Origin of the sequence: Enterobacter chuandaensis, from assembly GCF_003594915.1 — a bacterium.
GTDB classification, from domain to species: domain Bacteria; phylum Pseudomonadota; class Gammaproteobacteria; order Enterobacterales; family Enterobacteriaceae; genus Enterobacter; species Enterobacter chuandaensis.
The window spans coordinates 30,990-46,932 of record NZ_QZCS01000017.1 but is presented as its reverse complement, the minus strand read 5'-3'; the positions used below and the strand labels follow the sequence as shown (position 1 = coordinate 46,932).

Annotated in this window: 16 protein-coding genes; 5 read left to right on the top strand and 11 right to left on the bottom strand. The window is 58.4% G+C overall.

Annotation, left to right across the window (positions count from 1 at the left end):
- The first annotated feature begins 8 nt into the window (after nucleotides 1-8).
- The 4 genes from D5066_RS20175 to nrdG all read left to right on the top strand — a co-directional run bounded on the left by D5066_RS20175 (nucleotide 9) and on the right by nrdG (nucleotide 6,283).
- Complete coding sequence (locus D5066_RS20175; protein WP_119917035.1) at nucleotides 9-2,606, top strand: glycoside hydrolase family 38 N-terminal domain-containing protein; 2,598 nt, start codon at nucleotides 9-11, stop codon at nucleotides 2,604-2,606.
- A gap of 1 nt (nucleotide 2,607) precedes the next feature.
- Complete coding sequence (locus tag D5066_RS20170; protein WP_119917034.1) at nucleotides 2,608-3,180, top strand: fructose PTS transporter subunit IIA; 573 nt, start codon at nucleotides 2,608-2,610, stop codon at nucleotides 3,178-3,180.
- A gap of 369 nt (nucleotides 3,181-3,549) precedes the next feature.
- A complete protein-coding gene (gene nrdD, locus D5066_RS20165; protein ID WP_119917033.1) occupies nucleotides 3,550-5,688 on the top strand; it encodes an anaerobic ribonucleoside-triphosphate reductase in 2,139 nt (712 codons plus the stop codon).
- 130 nt (nucleotides 5,689-5,818) lie between these two features.
- Complete coding sequence (gene nrdG, locus D5066_RS20160; protein WP_119917032.1) at nucleotides 5,819-6,283, top strand: anaerobic ribonucleoside-triphosphate reductase-activating protein; 465 nt, start codon at nucleotides 5,819-5,821, stop codon at nucleotides 6,281-6,283.
- Between the two features lie 32 nt (nucleotides 6,284-6,315).
- On the opposite strand, the gene D5066_RS20155 is transcribed toward nrdG, so the two are convergent.
- Genes D5066_RS20155 through D5066_RS20110 form a run of 10 tightly spaced genes read right to left on the bottom strand, consistent with a single transcriptional unit; the run spans nucleotide 6,316 to nucleotide 14,890 of the window.
- Nucleotides 6,316-8,226, bottom strand: coding sequence for a BglG family transcription antiterminator (locus D5066_RS20155; protein ID WP_119917031.1), 1,911 nt, complete (start codon nucleotides 8,224-8,226; stop codon nucleotides 6,316-6,318).
- A gap of 19 nt (nucleotides 8,227-8,245) precedes the next feature.
- Entirely contained in the window at nucleotides 8,246-9,382 is a 1,137-nt protein-coding gene (locus D5066_RS20150; RefSeq protein WP_346807224.1) for a lactonase family protein, read from the bottom strand.
- Between the two features lie 25 nt (nucleotides 9,383-9,407).
- Nucleotides 9,408-10,148, bottom strand: coding sequence for a 2-dehydro-3-deoxy-phosphogluconate aldolase (dagF, locus tag D5066_RS20145; RefSeq protein WP_062932457.1), 741 nt, complete (start codon nucleotides 10,146-10,148; stop codon nucleotides 9,408-9,410).
- The gene (locus D5066_RS20140; protein WP_119917029.1) at nucleotides 10,145-11,263 is read right to left on the bottom strand and encodes a DgaE family pyridoxal phosphate-dependent ammonia lyase; all 1,119 of its coding nucleotides are present in this window, start codon (nucleotides 11,261-11,263) and stop codon (nucleotides 10,145-10,147) included. The genes dagF and D5066_RS20140 overlap by 4 nt, the downstream gene beginning before the upstream one ends.
- Nucleotides 11,247-12,380: an amidohydrolase/deacetylase family metallohydrolase gene (locus D5066_RS20135; protein WP_119917028.1), complete on the bottom strand. Its 1,134-nt coding sequence runs from the start codon at nucleotides 12,378-12,380 to the stop codon at nucleotides 11,247-11,249. The genes D5066_RS20140 and D5066_RS20135 overlap by 17 nt, the downstream gene beginning before the upstream one ends.
- Nucleotides 12,381-12,422: 42 nt before the next feature.
- Nucleotides 12,423-13,064, bottom strand: coding sequence for a DUF4310 family protein (locus D5066_RS20130; protein ID WP_003856081.1), 642 nt, complete (start codon nucleotides 13,062-13,064; stop codon nucleotides 12,423-12,425).
- 13 nt (nucleotides 13,065-13,077) lie between these two features.
- Nucleotides 13,078-13,854, bottom strand: coding sequence for a DUF4311 domain-containing protein (locus tag D5066_RS20125; protein WP_119917027.1), 777 nt, complete (start codon nucleotides 13,852-13,854; stop codon nucleotides 13,078-13,080).
- A gap of 22 nt (nucleotides 13,855-13,876) precedes the next feature.
- On the bottom strand, nucleotides 13,877-14,176 hold the full coding sequence (locus D5066_RS20120; RefSeq protein ID WP_119917026.1) for a DUF4312 family protein: 300 nt from the start codon (nucleotides 14,174-14,176) through the stop codon (nucleotides 13,877-13,879).
- A gap of 2 nt (nucleotides 14,177-14,178) precedes the next feature.
- Nucleotides 14,179-14,541 carry an SFCGS family glycine-rich protein gene (locus tag D5066_RS20115; RefSeq protein WP_119917025.1) on the bottom strand — a complete coding sequence of 121 codons (363 nt, stop codon included), beginning with the start codon at nucleotides 14,539-14,541 and terminating at the stop codon, nucleotides 14,179-14,181.
- A 10-nt stretch (nucleotides 14,542-14,551) separates the two neighbouring features.
- Nucleotides 14,552-14,890, bottom strand: a complete 339-nt coding sequence (locus tag D5066_RS20110) for a PRD domain-containing protein (protein WP_119917024.1) — start codon at nucleotides 14,888-14,890, stop codon at nucleotides 14,552-14,554.
- Nucleotides 14,891-15,306: 416 nt separating this feature from the next.
- On the opposite strand from D5066_RS20110, the gene D5066_RS20105 reads away from it, so the two are divergent.
- Complete coding sequence (locus D5066_RS20105) at nucleotides 15,307-15,462, top strand: Hok/Gef family protein (RefSeq protein WP_080328839.1); 156 nt, start codon at nucleotides 15,307-15,309, stop codon at nucleotides 15,460-15,462.
- Between the two features lie 71 nt (nucleotides 15,463-15,533).
- Here the strand turns inward: D5066_RS20105 and cybC are convergent, their stop codons facing one another.
- A complete protein-coding gene (cybC, locus tag D5066_RS20100) occupies nucleotides 15,534-15,920 on the bottom strand; it encodes a cytochrome b562 (protein ID WP_028015297.1) in 387 nt (128 codons plus the stop codon).
- Nucleotides 15,921-15,943: the final 23 nt, after the last annotated feature.

Sequence of the window (15,943 nt, the reverse complement as noted above, 5' to 3'; positions counted from 1 at the left end):
GGAGCGTCATGAATCAGATCCACGTCATTGCCCACACGCACTGGGATCAGGAGTGGTATTTCACCCGCCAGGACAGCATGGTGCTGGCGTCATATAACGTTGCGGACGTCATCGACACGCTGGAGCAGGACCCGGCTTACAGCTGCTATCACCTTGACGGACAGATGGCGGTGGTGGAGGATTTTCTCGCCATCAATCCCGATTATCGCGCCCGGCTGGAAACGCTGGTCAGAGAGAAAAGGATTTTTGTGGGGCCGTGGTATACCCAGACGGACACCTACAACGTGCATGGCGAATCCATCATCCGCAACCTGAAGTACGGCATCTTCGCCGCCCGTAAGCTGGGGCACGCCATGCAGGTTGGGTATCTTCCGGATACCTTCGGCCACAATGCGCAGATGCCCACGATTTTGCAGGGCTGCAATCTCGACAACATCGTCTTCTGGCGCGGTATCGATCATGACAGACACGCCAAAAGCAGCCAGTTCCTCTGGCGCGCGCCGTCAGGGGCGACCGTTATCGCCTGCGCGATGGCGCTCGGCTATGGCGCGGCGAAAAACATGCGTCCGGAGGCCTGCCATCTGCAGGGTAAAATCTACCCGATGGTCAATCTCCTGCGCTCGCGGGCCGGAATCAATGACCTGCTCCTGCCCTGCGGCGGCGATCAGGTCAGTATCGACCCGGCGTTGCCGAAAATCCTGGAGGTCGCCAGCGCACAGTCCCCTGACCACGACCAGTACGTTATGAGTTCTCTGGAACGCTACGTCGACATTCTGCGCGCGCAGCGTGAACAGTTTGAAATCTGGGAAGGGGAGCTGAAATCACCGCGCTACACCCGCATTCATAAAACGATCGGTTCCGTGCGCTACGATATCAAAAAGAAAAATGATGAGGTTGAGCAGTTCATCCTGCGGCAGCTTGAGCCGACCATCGCCATGGCGCGCCATAAGGGGATCCCGGTCAACCTCTCAGTGGTCGATACGCTCTGGAAAAAGCTGTTGCGAAGCCATGCTCACGACTCCGTCGGCGGCTGCAACAGTGACGCCACCAACCGCGACATACTGCATCGGCTGGAGCAAACCGAACAGCTGTGCCACAGCCTGTGGAACCTGGTGGTAAAAACCCTGGCCACCGCCTGCATTCGGGAAGGCGACCTGCTGATTATCAACCCGCTGGCCACCCCTACGCAGCGCGTGGTGAAAACCACTCTCTATAGCCGCGCTGAAAATATCGCGCTGACGTATCAGGGGCAGCTCATCCCCTTCGACATCCTGAAAAGAGACGTGTTGCCTGGCGGAACGGCGATCTCCCTTACCGCCGAAGGCGAGTGCGAAACACCCCTTCCCCCTTACTTCCGCTGGCACGTTGCGGTGCAGACCCCGGTTCTGCCGTCGGTCGGCTATCTTAGCGTTAACGTGGAAGATAACCCTGCGCCGTTCCGCCAGCCTGAACCGATAAAGGGCGGTGAGATAGAGAATGCACATTATCGGCTGTCGCTGGACGCCGGAACGCTTACCCTGCAGGACAAACGCAGCGGCAGACGTATTCCCTCTTTCTTTACCTTTGAAGACTGCGCGGACGCGGGCGACAGCTACGATTTCTCACCGCTTGCGGACGACGCGCCGACGCGCTGTTCGCATTTCGCGCTCGTCGACTGCCTGAAAACGCCGCTTATCGAAAAGCTGATCGTTGAGGCCACGATGCTGCTTCCGCAGGATCTCGCTGGTCGTCAGGAAGATACCCGAACGCCGCTATCTCTTCGTCTGGTGTGTGAATTACGCCATGACGATCCGAACCTGTATGTCGAGAGTACGCTTGAAAACAGCCACTGCGATCACCGGCTACGTGTATTGATCGGCAGCGATGTTCACACCCGTCACGCTATCGCCTCCCAGCCCTTCGCGATCATCCAGCGTGAAACGGGGTGTGCCGATGAAAACTGGCAGGAGCGCTATCGCGAGATGCCCGTGGATATCGAAACCACCGAAGGCATTATCGCTGTCGCGGAATTGGGCAAAGCGCTGATTGTGACCAGCCGCGGCATGAAGGAATTTCAGATTCTCGGCAGCGAACCGGCAGCTATTGCCCTGACGATGTTTAAATCGACGGGCGTGCTCGGACGCAGCGATCTCGACTGGCGACCGGGCCGGGCGTCGGGCATTAATAATACGGTAGTTGAGACTCCTGATGCCCAGTTGCTGAAACCGCTGCACTTTTCATTCACCGTCGCGCTGGCCGACAACGCCGACCATATCACGCTTCGCCAGCTGGAAAATCATGCGGCCGGACAGCCCTTCACCTATCAACGGCAATCGTTGCACACGCTCGATCACCGCCTTGAGCGCTTTGCGTTGCGTCTGCCCGAGCGTCAGCTTCCGGCTGAATTCTCATTATTGACCCTGCCGGAGCCGCTGGTCCTTTCTGCCTTGCCCCATGCGCAACGGTCGAATGGCAGCGTCGTCCGGGTGTTTAACGCCGGGACGCAGCCGGTTCCCGTCCCGGAAAGTCTGACAGCGCTCCGTCAGATCAACTATCTGGAAGAGCTTGTGCAGCCGGTAATGGCAATTGCCCCTTCCGCAACCTGCGATTTTTTGATGGAGGCTTAATATGAACTTGCTTGCATTGACGCATCCCGAACTGGTGTTTATCAATCCGCCACAGCGTACGCCTGAAGCATTGATCCGCTGGCTCGCCGAACCGCTCGCCGGGCAAAATATCATCAGCGATGAAGAAACGTTTATCCAGAGCGTTTTACAACGCGAAAGTGAAGGTCCTACCGCGCTGGGTGAAGCGCTCGCCGTTCCGCACGGTAAAACCGAGGCGGTGCAGCAGGCGGCGTTTTGTCTGGCGCTCTTTGACGACCCGATACGCTGGCCGGGGCTGGACGGTGATGAAGAAGTGAGAATGGTTTTCCTGCTCGCCATTCCGCCCTCAGAAGCAGGCAGTACCCATATGCAGCTGCTGACGACGCTGACCAGCAGACTAACGGAAGATCAGATGCGCGAACAGCTTCTGGCGGCGCGCACCCGGGAAGAGGCGATGTTCGCCCTGCGTGCTGAAGAACCTCAAAAACAGGAAGATGCTCCTGAACGCTCCCTTCTCATCCCGGTGGCGCTGGGCAGTATCGCTATCGCCGCTTTTTTGCAGGCGGGATTGAGCTGGGTCTGCAGCGTGAGTTAAACAAGCAGCGCTCAGTGCAGGCTATGCTGAGCGCTTGTTTTTGTTGAATAATTAATCAATTTTTTCTTTCAGGTCTTTACAAAGGCTGAAGCGCCCGCCGTTTGTACTCTCGTCTTTTTACTTTGTTCTGCATCAAATAAATCGCAAACTTGTTTGATGCAAATCACTATATGTAGCATTTAAAATGCACTCCAACCCAACATCTTGTATTAATCGACTACTATTCCTACAACAAGACGGCGAGCCAGCTCTCCGGAATTGTGGATAACAAATATTGGGAACGAGGGAAGTAACTGGACTGGCTGAGGATACGCCCGGTGAATACTTCTCCGCCTCTGTGGATAACCTGTTTTTAAAAATGGAGTGATCATGACACCGCATGTGATGAAACGTGATGGCTGTAAAGTGCCGTTTAAATCAGAGCGCATCCAGGAAGCCATTCTGCGTGCAGCTAAAGCAGCGGGAGTCGATGACGCAGATTACTGCGCCACCGTCGCAGAAGTCGTTAGCAGCCAGATGAATGAACGCAGCCAGGTTGATATCAACGAGATCCAGACCGCGGTTGAAAACCAGCTGATGGCGGGGCCTTACAAGCAGTTAGCCCGCGCCTACATTGAATATCGCCACGATCGTGACGTGCAGCGTGAGAAGCGCGGTCGCCTGAACCAGGAGATCCGTGGCCTGGTGGAGCAGACCAACTCTGCCCTGCTCAACGAAAACGCCAACAAAGACAGTAAAGTGATCCCGACCCAGCGCGACCTGCTGGCCGGTATCGTCGCCAAACACTATGCCCGTCAGCACCTGCTGCCGCGCGATGTGGTCTCGGCGCACGAGCGCGGTGAAATTCACTACCACGATCTCGACTATTCGCCGTTCTTCCCGATGTTCAACTGCATGCTGATCGACCTGAAAGGCATGCTGACCCACGGTTTTAAAATGGGTAACGCCGAGATTGAACCGCCTAAGTCGATCTCCACCGCCACCGCCGTCACCGCGCAGATTATCGCTCAGGTTGCCAGCCACATTTATGGCGGCACCACGATCAACCGCATTGATGAAGTGCTGGCCCCGTTCGTGGCGGCAAGCTTCAACAAGCACCGTAAAACGGCCGAAGAGTGGCAGATCCCGGACGCGGACGGCTACGCGCACTCCCGCACCGAGAAAGAGTGCTACGACGCCTTCCAGTCTCTGGAATATGAGGTGAACACGCTGCACACCGCCAACGGTCAGACGCCGTTTGTAACCTTCGGGTTTGGTCTGGGCACCAGCTGGGAATCGCGCCTGATCCAGCAGTCCATTCTGCGCAACCGTATTTCCGGCCTCGGCAAGAACCGCAAAACCGCGGTGTTCCCGAAACTGGTGTTCGCCATCCGCGACGGCCTGAACCACAAGTTTGGCGATCCGAACTACGACATCAAACAGCTGGCGCTGGAGTGCGCGAGCAAGCGTATGTACCCGGACATCCTGAACTACGATCAGGTCGTCAAAGTGACCGGCTCGTTTAAAACGCCAATGGGCTGTCGCAGCTTCCTCGGCGTGTACGAAGATGAAAACGGCGAGCAGATCCACGACGGGCGTAACAACCTGGGCGTGATCAGCCTGAACCTGCCGCGCATCGCGCTGGAGGCGAAAGGTAACGAAGCTGAATTCTGGAAGCTGCTGGATGAACGTCTGCAGCTGGCGCGTAAGGCGCTGATGACCCGCATTGCGCGCCTTGAAGGGGTCAAAGCCCGCGTCGCGCCAATCCTTTATATGGAAGGGGCCTGCGGCGTGCGTCTGAAGGCGGACGATGACGTGTCTGAGATCTTTAAAAACGGCCGCGCGTCGATTTCGCTGGGCTATATCGGCATCCACGAAACCATCAACGCCCTGTTTGGCGACGCGCATATGTACGACAGCGAGGCCCTGCGCGAAAAAGGCATTGCGATTGTCCAGCGTCTGCGCGACGCGGTTGACCAGTGGAAAGAGGAAACCGGCTACGGGTTTAGCCTCTACAGTACGCCGAGCGAGAACCTGTGCGACCGCTTCTGCCGTCTGGACACCGCCGAGTTCGGCATCGTGGAAGGCGTGACCGACAAAGGGTACTACACCAACAGCTTCCACCTCGACGTGGAGAAAAAGGTGAACCCGTACGACAAGATCGACTTCGAAGCGGCCTATCCGCCGATCGCCAGCGGCGGGTTCATCTGCTACGGCGAGTACCCGAACATCCAGCACAACCTGAAGGCGCTGGAAGACGTGTGGGATTACAGCTATCAGCACGTACCGTATTACGGGACCAACACGCCGATCGACGAGTGCTACGAGTGCGGCTTTACCGGTGAGTTCGAATGTACGAGCAAAGGCTTCACCTGCCCGAAATGCGGCAACCACGACGCGGCCCGCGTCTCCGTGACCCGTCGCGTGTGTGGCTATCTCGGCAGCCCGGACGCGCGTCCGTTTAACGCCGGCAAGCAGGAAGAGGTGAAGCGCCGCGTGAAGCATTTGGGGAATGGGCAGATCGGGTAAGTTCTTCATCGAATTTTCCCCTCACCCTAACCCTCTCCCCACAGGGGAGAGGGGACTGCTCGGTGCGGCCTTTCCCCCTCTCCCCTGTGGGGAGAGGGCGGGTGAGGGGTAATGGCATCAGGTTAACGCTATGAATTATCATCAGTACTACCCCGTCGACATCGTCAACGGCCCCGGCACCCGCTGCACCCTGTTCGTTTCAGGCTGCGTTCATGAGTGCCCCGGCTGCTACAACAAAAGCACCTGGCGCGTAAATTCCGGCATGCCGTTTACCGCCGGGATGGAAGACCGAATCATCAACGACCTGAACGACACGCGCATCAAACGCCAGGGAATTTCCCTCTCCGGCGGCGACCCGCTGCACCCGCAAAACGTGCCGGAGATCCTGAAGCTGGTGAAGCGCATTCGGGCAGAGTGTGCGGGAAAAGATATCTGGGTCTGGACGGGATATAAGCTGGATGAACTGAATGCGCAGCAGATGGAAGTGGTGGATCTGATTAACGTCCTGGTCGACGGCAAGTTCGTGCAGGATCTAAAAGATCCTATGCTTATCTGGCGCGGCAGCAGCAACCAGGTTGTGCATCATCTGCGCTAATTAAAGGCGGATGTTATCCGTCCGCCCTTACCTCAAAACCGACTCAAACTCTCCATCGCCACCGCCTTAAACCCGGCAAAATCCCCGCACTGGCACAGGCGCGCCATCGCCCGTTCGCGCAGAAAGGTGACGAAGATATCGTAAATTGCCATCGCCTCTTCGTACTCGCTTTTGCTGATGGCGAGCAGGAAGATCACATGAGCAGTTTCATCCCCCCACTGAATACCCTGCGGGGCCAGCACGGTGTAGACCACCGTTTTCTGCGCTAAAAGGCCGAGGGAGTGCGGCAGCGCGATGCCGTCGCCGAGCATGGTACTGACGATGGCTTCGCGCTCGATGACCGAATCCAGGAACTCCGCGCCGACAAACCCCTCGTCTTCAAGCTGCGCGCACAGTTCCCGGAACAGCGTTTGCTGGTCAACGGGCGTGTCGAGAATGCGGAAATGCGCCGCGTCGAAGTATTTATCCAGCATCCACGGACGGGTGCGGTCCACCAGCACCAGCTTGCCGATCTGCTCTAACTGATAATCGGTCGGGAACGGGGCGATCGTCACCACCGGTTTGGATTTTTCACTCACGCGAGCGGTGGAGATAACAAAGTCTTCGCCGATGGCATCCGCCAGCTCGTATTCGCGCAGGGTGAGCGTGCGCGTCACCTCAATCTGCGGGTATTTACGCTGAAGCACCGCCTCGATCATGCGCACCATCGCGTTACCGGCATCGCATACCAGCAGCACGCGCGGCTGGCGCTGGTAGCCGATGTTGTAGTGGCGCTCCAGCCCGACGCCGATATGCAGCACCAGAAAACCAATCTCGTTTTCACTGATCACATACGGCGTGTATTTGCCCCAGCTCGACACCGCCGCGAGGGTCATATCCCACGCCATCGGGTAGTGCTGCTTGATGTTATCCAGCAGCGGGTTAGGGATCATGATTTGATACCGCACGCGGGTGATCATGGTTTTAATGTGCGTGAGCAGATCTGCGTGCAGCTGCGCGTCGCTGAGCAGGTTGTAGTTATAGTGGGTGTTGATATAGCGCAGGATGTAGTTGACCAGCGCTTCGTCGTCGTCGGCGTTAATGGCGCTCGGGGCGATCTCCTGGATCTGCCGCGCCGCAATGTGCACGCACAGCCAGCTCTCTTCGGACGGCGACAGCGCTTTGCCCGCCATCTCCTGAATGGCCACCGCAATATCTTTCGCCGCTTCCCGCACGTTCTCTTCCACGTCTTCGGCGTGGAATTCCGGTAGCGGAAAACCTTCGCTGATACGACGCACCGACACCGCGCAGTACAGGCGCAGGAACAGCTCCCCTTCGTCGGTCAGACGAATGTGGTGTCGGGTGAGCGCGTCGTGCAGCACGGCCACCATCTGCTCCGGTACTCCGGCGTTGAGCGCGACCTCCGTCACCAGCGGGTTGAGGCTGTCCTGCTGCGCCAGCTCCCACAGGAGATCGGTCAGGCAGGCGCGGACCGACATCTCGCTGCCAAACAGCTTCATGCCGTGGCGCGGGCGGGTTTCCAGCGTCAGGTTATAGCGCTGGAACCACTCGCGCACTTCCACCATGTCGCTCTGCAAGGTGGCGCGGCTGACGAACCACTCGTCAGCAAGGTCTTCAAGCTTGAGGGAAAATGCGGAGGTAAGGAAGCGCACCACCAGGTAATGCACGCGCTCCGGTCCCGTTCGCGGAATGCGCAGCGCGCGCGGATGCGATGCCTGCAGCTGCTGATAGCGCTCGGCATCGTCAATTTTGAGCTGGTAGCCGTTGCCCCGGCTCAGAATAAACTGCGCGCCGTGGCTCGCCAGCAGCGCGTTAAGGGCGGTTATATCTGCGCGGACGGTTCGCGTGGAGACCGACAGCCGCTGCGCCAGTTCGTCCTGCGGCAGCGTCTCGTTTTGCAACAGATCGAAAAGTTGCGCTAAACGTTGGTTCGGAAATCGCACGTCGTTGTCCTCTTACTGCTCAGGGTGAAATGACCATCTGGGATGGGCTGCCGACCGGGGTATAGTCAGGCTCGAAGCTCAGCTTGCCGTCCTGCGTCACGCGGAAACGGGTAATGTTGTCGCTGCGCTGGTTCATGACGTACAGCCAGCGTCCCTGTTTATCGAGCGTCAGGGTGCGCGGGTAGTCGCCGCGGGTCCAGACATCCTCCTGATGCGTCAGCGTGCCCTCCGCTGTTACGGTAAAGTGCCCGATGCTGTTATGCAAACGGTTCGCCACATACAGCTGCTTACCGTCTGCGCTTAATGCGAGCCCTGCTGCAAAGCTGGTGCCTTTGTAACCTTCCGGCAGGGCTGAAAGCGTTTTGCCCTCTTTTAAGGTACCGTCGGCGCTCACGGTATAATGGGTGAGCGTAGACGCCTCTTCGTTAATCAGCCACAGGGCATCGCCCTTCGGCGTAAAGACAAAGTGGCGCGGGCCGGCGCCTTTTGAGGAGGCGCTGATAAACGGCGGATCGTTCGGCGTCAGCTTTCCTGTACGATCGTCAAAGCGGTACTGATAGATGCGATCCAGCCCCAGATCGGTAGAAAACACATATTTCCCGCTCGGATCGGCGGCGATCATGTGCGCATGGGGGCCGTTGTGATCGCTGATGGCAAAGCTCCCCTCGACAGCCGCTTCCGGCTTCGCCGCACCCGGTTCGCCCTGATCCTGATGTGTGTCCGTCGCGTCAGCCAGGCTGCCGTCCGCGTTGACGGGCAACACGGCAATCGATCCGCTGACGTAGTTCGCCACCAGCAGATGCTTACCGTTTGGCGTCAGCGAAAGATACACCGGCCCCGCGCCGCCGGACGCCACCTGATTCAGCTCGCTCAGCGCGCCGTCATCGCCCACCCGTAGCGCCTGCACCACGCCCTGCTCCACTTCGCTTGCCAGATACAGCGTTTTGCCGTCCTGTGAAAGGGTCAACTGCGCCGCATTCGGCAGTTTGCTCACCAGCGTTTTATCGTTCAGCGCGCCGGTTTGCGGGTTAACAGTGAAACGGTACAGCCCTTCACCGTTCGGATTATAGGTACCCACCCAGGCGTATTGCGTCTGGGCGACAGCGGCGGTGGCGAGCATTGAGAGTGAAGCGACAAGCAGGTTACGGGTGTGCATGATGGCTCCTGTATATGTGTGAGTTCTACTTCACCAGCTTCTTCGTCATCGCCAGCAGCGTACGCACATCTTCCGGGCGCGTATCGCCGCTGGCTTTGTCGATAATTGAACTGTAGATATGCGGGATGATTTTGCTCACGCCCGCGTCGAGGGCGATCTGCAGGATCGCCTCATAGTTTTCCAGATCGATGCCCCCGGTTGGCTCCAGCCAGAAGTCGTGACGGGCGCAGGCTTCCGCCACCGCCTGGTACTCGTCACGGCACTTGAGGCCGCCCATCGGGAAGTATTTGATGGAGCTGCCGCCGAAATCTTTCAGCAGGGCGATCGCGGTTTCAACCGGCACGATGCCGTCCGGCGCATTGCTGCTCAGCGGGCCGGTGGAGATTTTAACCATACCCACGGTGCCGGTCGGAGAGACCAGACCGTTAACCACCGATTCATTCTGCCCCAGCAGCGCGCGGCTGGTGGCCACACCGGTGAACACCTGGTTGACATGCTGCGGCTGCACCTGACGGGAGATCTCGCTCACCATCGCCGACTGGTTCGGATCCCCCGCGCCGAGGCCTACGGAGAGCGCGTTATCAATCAGCGCGGCGTATTCACGCATATCGGCAACGGCGCTCGCCACGTCCGGGTAATTTTTGGAGAGCACGCCCACCAGCACGTGACCTTCCGCCGCCTCGTAAATGGCGCTGGCGTTGGCTTTAGAGCCTGCCAGCACGTTCAGGCAGACGCGGTCACGGTAAAAATTGGGGGTCAGTTTCATGCTTTTTTCTCCTGTCCTAACACTTCGCTAATGCGGCGATACACGATGTTCAGCTGGTCAGCAGTCACGCTGCGCACGTCCGCTTCGATAATCCCTTCGTTGGCCTTGTAGCCACGGAAATAGATGGCGTATTCGCCCTGCTTGAGCTTCGCCACCAGGTCGCCCGTGCCGACGCCGGTGGTGGCTTCGTCGAACTTAATTTCGGTGCGCGCGATATCGCGACCGGCGCTGTCCCAGACCACGCGCGCGGTCACGCCGTTGAGGGTGTTAAGCGCGTCGATAAACGGCGTCATCTTCGCCACCATCTCGGCGCCGCTCTCTTTGGTCGCCGTCAGGTAGTGCTCGATGGCGCAGGTCAGGCCAAGAATGCCCTCTTTGCCCACCTTCATGGCGCGGCCAATGCCCGCCGTCTGGCGCTTCACCCACTCAACGTACTGGGTTTTGCCGATCACCAGCCCGCTGGTGGGCCCTTCAATCGCCTTCGCGCCACTGTAGATCACCAGATCCGCGCCGGAGCGGTAGTACACGTGCAGATCTTCTTCCGCAGCCGCATCGACGATCAGCGGGAGATCGTGCTTGCGCGCCACCACTGCCGCCTGCTCGACGCTGAGCATGCTTTTCTGCACGCAGTGGTGCGATTTGATGTAGAGGATCGCCGCGGAGCGCGGGGTGATCGCCGCCGCCAGTTGATCGGCGGAGCATTCGTTGGCGTACCCCGCCTCCACCAGCTTACCGCCGCCCAGCGCCACCATGGTGCCGACCGGCGCGCCAAAGTTAACGTTGTGGCCTTTCGGCAGCACGATCTCGTTGTTCTCGATAGGGGTGACGTGCAGGTTTTCCAGCAGCCAGTCGCTGTCTTTTACCAGCACCGCCGCCACGGACTGGGCAATGCCCGCTGACGCGCAGGAGACCACCGTCGCGCCCTCCACGTCCAGCAGCTTCGCGATGTATTCCCCGGTTTTGTTAACCAAATCCTTCATCTCAAAATAGTGATTCATGCCGTCCATCGCCGCCTGCACCACTTCCGGGCGCGGCGTGGAGACGCCCAGCGCCGTCATGCGGCCTGAGGTGTTGATAACCTGCTTTAAGTTGTACTTCTCATAAATCGAAGACATGTTCCGTGCTCCCTTGTTCGGTCATGTAGCCCTTGCCCGCGCGGATCGCGGCAAGCGGCACCAGAATGTGTTCAGCCTGCAGGCTGTCGTTTTCAGCATCCGTCAGCACCGTTGGCTGGCGTTTAATCGTGAACAGCGTTAAATCCGCGTCGAGACCCGGCTGGATGCGGCCCTTCCGCGCCAGGCGCAGACCATCGGCAGCGTTCGAGGTCACGCAGTCAATCACCTGCGGCAATGACATGCCGATGGCGAGAAACTTCGACATCACGCTTGCCAGCGAGCCGACCGGGCCGTTGATGCGGTTGCGGCAGTAGATATCCGAGCTGATGGTGTGTGGCAGAATGCCCATCGCGATGGCGCGTTTCGCCACCTCAAAGCTGAAGCTCGCCGTGCCGTGGCCGACGTCCAGACGCACGCCGCGCTTCAGCGCAGACGTAATGGAGGCGCGCAGCTCGCCGGAGGGCGTCAGAATGCGGTTTGGCTTGCCGTTGTAGCAGTGGGTAATGATGTCGCCGGAGCTCAGCAGCTCGGCAATTTCGTCGAGGTTTGGCGGGTTATTGCCAATGTGTACCATCAGCGGCAGATCGCCGTTCTCTTTCTGAATGGCTTTGGCGCGCTCCAGCGGCGTAATGCCGTTCTCACCCACCACGCTGCTGCTCATGCGCGCCTTCAGGCCGACGATAAAATCCGGGTGGCGCTTCACCGCCTGCTTCACCGCGTCGGCGTCGATGTTGGCCATATTAGCCAGCTCGTTCTGGGCAATCAGCCCCACGCGGGAGATGTTCAGCAGGGCAAAGACGTCGGTGGAGGCTTTGCGGGTGATGTCGTAAAAATCGTCCACGTCGTCGGCCCCGGTACTGCCCGCGTCCACCACGGTGGTGACGCCAGTGGCAATGCCCACGCTGTCCGGCTCGTCGTGGTAAATCGGGGAGTTCGGGTAGCAGTGAACGTGGGAATCAATCCAGCCTGCGCTGACGTACACGTCACCGTGAAGCTCAACCGTCTTGCGGGCGGGAGCGTCAATTTCGCCCGTCGCGGCGATCTTCCCGTCCTGAATGGCGATATCGGTCAGGGTATCGTCGGCGAGGCGCGCACGGCGCAGGAGTAAATCAAACATGAGGATCTCCTGATAAGGCGGGCGCCGGAGCGCCCGCGGGTATTAAAGAGCGACCGGGAACAGCCAGCCCAAAATCATCGCGCCGAGGATCGCACCGCCGGTAATCGGCTTCTGCCAGATGTAGAACAGCAGCGCGCCCACCAGCGAACCGACGCCGATTGGAATGGAGGCGGTCATGGCGCTGAGGATAATCAACGGCCCGAGGAAGCGGCCGGAGGCGTTACCCGCGCCCATCATCACGTCTGCACCGTAGGTGGAGTTGCTCTGGTTGATGGTGAACTTACGCGCCAGGATGATGACGTAGCCAATCGCCAGACCAATCACCAGGCCGGTAATCAGCGAGGCAATGAAGTTGGTCACCGGGAACATGATCCCCGCGCCCAGCAGCAGTGCCGGAACGCCGAGGCCCACGCCGGTCTGGATCGCCCCGCCGATGTCGAGAATACCCACCAGCGACCCTTCGATAATGCGGGCGAACAGGAAGCTCGCGCCGAACGCCGCTACCGCGCCATAGACGCCGGTATCGATTCCCGCTTTCAGCATCGCCACGAAGGCCACTTCGTTAAACGCGCCGATGCCGTAGAGGTAGTACATGTGCGTCCCGGCGAAGACGCCGGAGGAGAGCAGGCCAACGAAGATCGGGAACGACCAGTCGGCATACCAAAAACCTTTATTCTGTTCCATTTAGAGGCTCCTGTTATTTACCGCTGAGCGAGTTGTGGATCATGTCGAGCCAGTTCGGCACGGTCAGATGGAAGGATTCGATCATCTTCATGTCGAAGCCGCGGAAGAAGCCGCTCAGCACGAAGAGCAGGACGATCGCCACCATCATTACTTTGGTGACGTGGTTCCAGCCGCTCTCTTCCACGCCTTTACCGATCAGGATCCCCAGTACCAGGCCCGGTACGGCGTTGCCCATGATCAACTGCGCCGCGCCGCCAAAGATGGTGGCCCAGAAGCCCGATTTTTTACCCGCGTCAATGGCCGCCAGCCAGAAGATCACCGGCATCACGGTGTTAACCAGCAGGTTCGCGGCGGGCACCAGCACCTTCACGGCGGTGACCTGAAGCGCAGCCGGCACCGAGGAGGCGGTCAGGTTCAGGAAGGTGACGACGAGCATGCCGATCACGCCGCAGGCAATCGCCATTTTGCGCGGGTCGTGCAGCGTTTCGCCGACGTTACGGTTTTTGATCATCAGTGCAGCAGCACCCCAGTTCGGGATGATGCGGTGGTCTACGTCCTGTGTGAAGGCACCTGCGGCCACGGAAGAGGCCCAGGCGTTAAAGAAGAAACCTAACCCAAAGGAGAAGTGGGACGCCGGATCCCCTTCACAGGAGTTCAGTTCCCCCAACGTACGAAACGCGCCCATACCCTGAGTGGTAGGCGCATGAAACATGCGTGCAGCCCCGGCTCCGACACCGACGCCAACCAGGCCGCCAATGATGAGCGATTTTATTAATATAATTAAGAACATCAGTCTGCCCTTTTATGAATAATCAGCGTTGCGTGACGAAATCCACCTGGTCAAGATTGATGGCGGTCACGTTGACGGTCACATCCAGCTCCACGCTGTAGGTGCGTCTTTCCCGGCGCAAAAAGAAGAACAGAAACGCTTCTTTTCGCACCGCTTCATGCGCCTGAACGACCTGCACATCCTGTGGCTCAATACGCAGTAAGATATGCGGTGAGGCTTTCATCACCGCGGCCTGAACGTGGTTGAGGGCGTCGGCAAAGGCGCGCGCTTTCGCGTCGCCCTTCCCCTTCACTCTCACCGTGGTTGTGAACTGTTCTTTCATGCTTATGCGCCGTATTTTTTCTGCCACGCCTGCACAAGACGCTCGCCCAGCTCTTCTTTATCCATAAAGCCGAAGCCCAGCACGTTGCAGCCTTCGTTGATGGCGGTCACGCCCTCTTCAACCGAACGCATGCCGTATTTGGCCTTGTAGCCATATTTGGTCTGGGCGGTGATGGTGCCCGCGCCGCCGCTGCCGCAGAAGGAGATGCCAAAGGTGGCGTTTTCCGCTTTCATCACGTCGCCGAGCTTCATATCCGCCGCCATGCCCGGCACGACAACCGCGCGTCCGCCGGCTTTTTCCACGCCGGCAGCCACTTTCTGACCTTTACCCAGGCGATCGCCAATCACGACTGTAATCTGTTCCATGTGTTACTCCTTAAAGGTTGTCTTTCGCGACTTCAAAGTGAACGGAGAGCAGCCAGGCCTCTTCATCAGGAAGGTTGCCAAACTGCGCCACCACTTCACGGGCAAGCTGCATTGAATCTGGTGAAATTTCGTCGAACAGCTCTGCTTCAACCTCCGGCAGCGGCTCGCCGGTCACGGACCGGTGCGCCATTGCGCGCACGTGGGAGGTGAGCATTTGCTCCTGTACCGCATTGGGGATGATGTTGTGCCGGGCCAGCAGGGCATAAACCTGCTGCAGCATGGTGGTCGCGAGCTGTTCTGTTTGCACCGCCTGTTCCCCAACGTCGTTCATTACCGCTCCGTTAATCACTCGTCTTACCCCGTTAATGGCTCTGGAATAAAACTAACGTTGGGCGGGAAGGGTTTGTAGCGAGTTGTTTTCCACTTCGAAGTGGAAAGGCGAGCCGCAGCAGTGATCTGTGCCACATAAATGCGGTGAATCCGTATAAACCGCTGTATTTACGTGATGAATATCATGCTATTAAGCGGCTCTAAACAGATAAGCAGAGTGGAAAAGTTTACGAGCAGGCTCGTAGAAATGTGACGTGGATAAGGTTTTCTTATGGGGATTCGCTAGAGTGGCAGCGGGTGCTTGAGACTGACCGTCTCAGGCATGGGACGGAAAGTGGAAAGCCCCGCCTGATAGAAAATCAGGGCGGGGGCTCGAAACGACACGTCACACCGTGGAGTTCGCTACCTCGCCCGCTTTAAAGCAAGGAGGCATCCATGAAACGCCAATCCCCAATTATCCGGGTTTCGATGATTGTTGCTTTGACAATAATCATCTTAACGCTGGTGACGAGGAAAACACTGTGCGAGATCCGTTTTCGAAACGGCTCGCTTGAAGTGACAGCGCGGATGGATTGTCGCTCCGGCAAGTAGGGAGCAAGGATGCGGGGGCGCTTTAGTGCGCCTCCGCATACGGAGAAACGACGTACAGCTCAGGCACCCAATTAACGATATTTCTTGTGATACGTGTTACGCGTCGCAACAAACTGGTCAGCCGCCGCCTGGGCTTCCTTCACTTTGCCTTCGTTAGCCAGCTTCAGCGCACCGTCGATCTGACCGACCAGCACGTCAAAGCCGTGGCGATAGTCCTTCATCTCTGCGCTGTCTGCCGCTTTGCTTTCCAGCTTTGGCGGGGTCGCTTTTTGCGCGTCCAGCGCCGCTTCACGCATTTTGGTCAGTGCGCCTTTCATTTCCGCCGCATTGTCCGTTTTCTGCACGACCTTCAGGTTTTGACTGAGGATGTCCATGTTGTCTTCGAGATCGGCAGCAAACGCAGAAGAGCCAAGAACCAGCGTTGAAGCCGCGACGATCGCTAACAGGTGTTTACGCATTGCTCACTTCCTTTTTTATTATT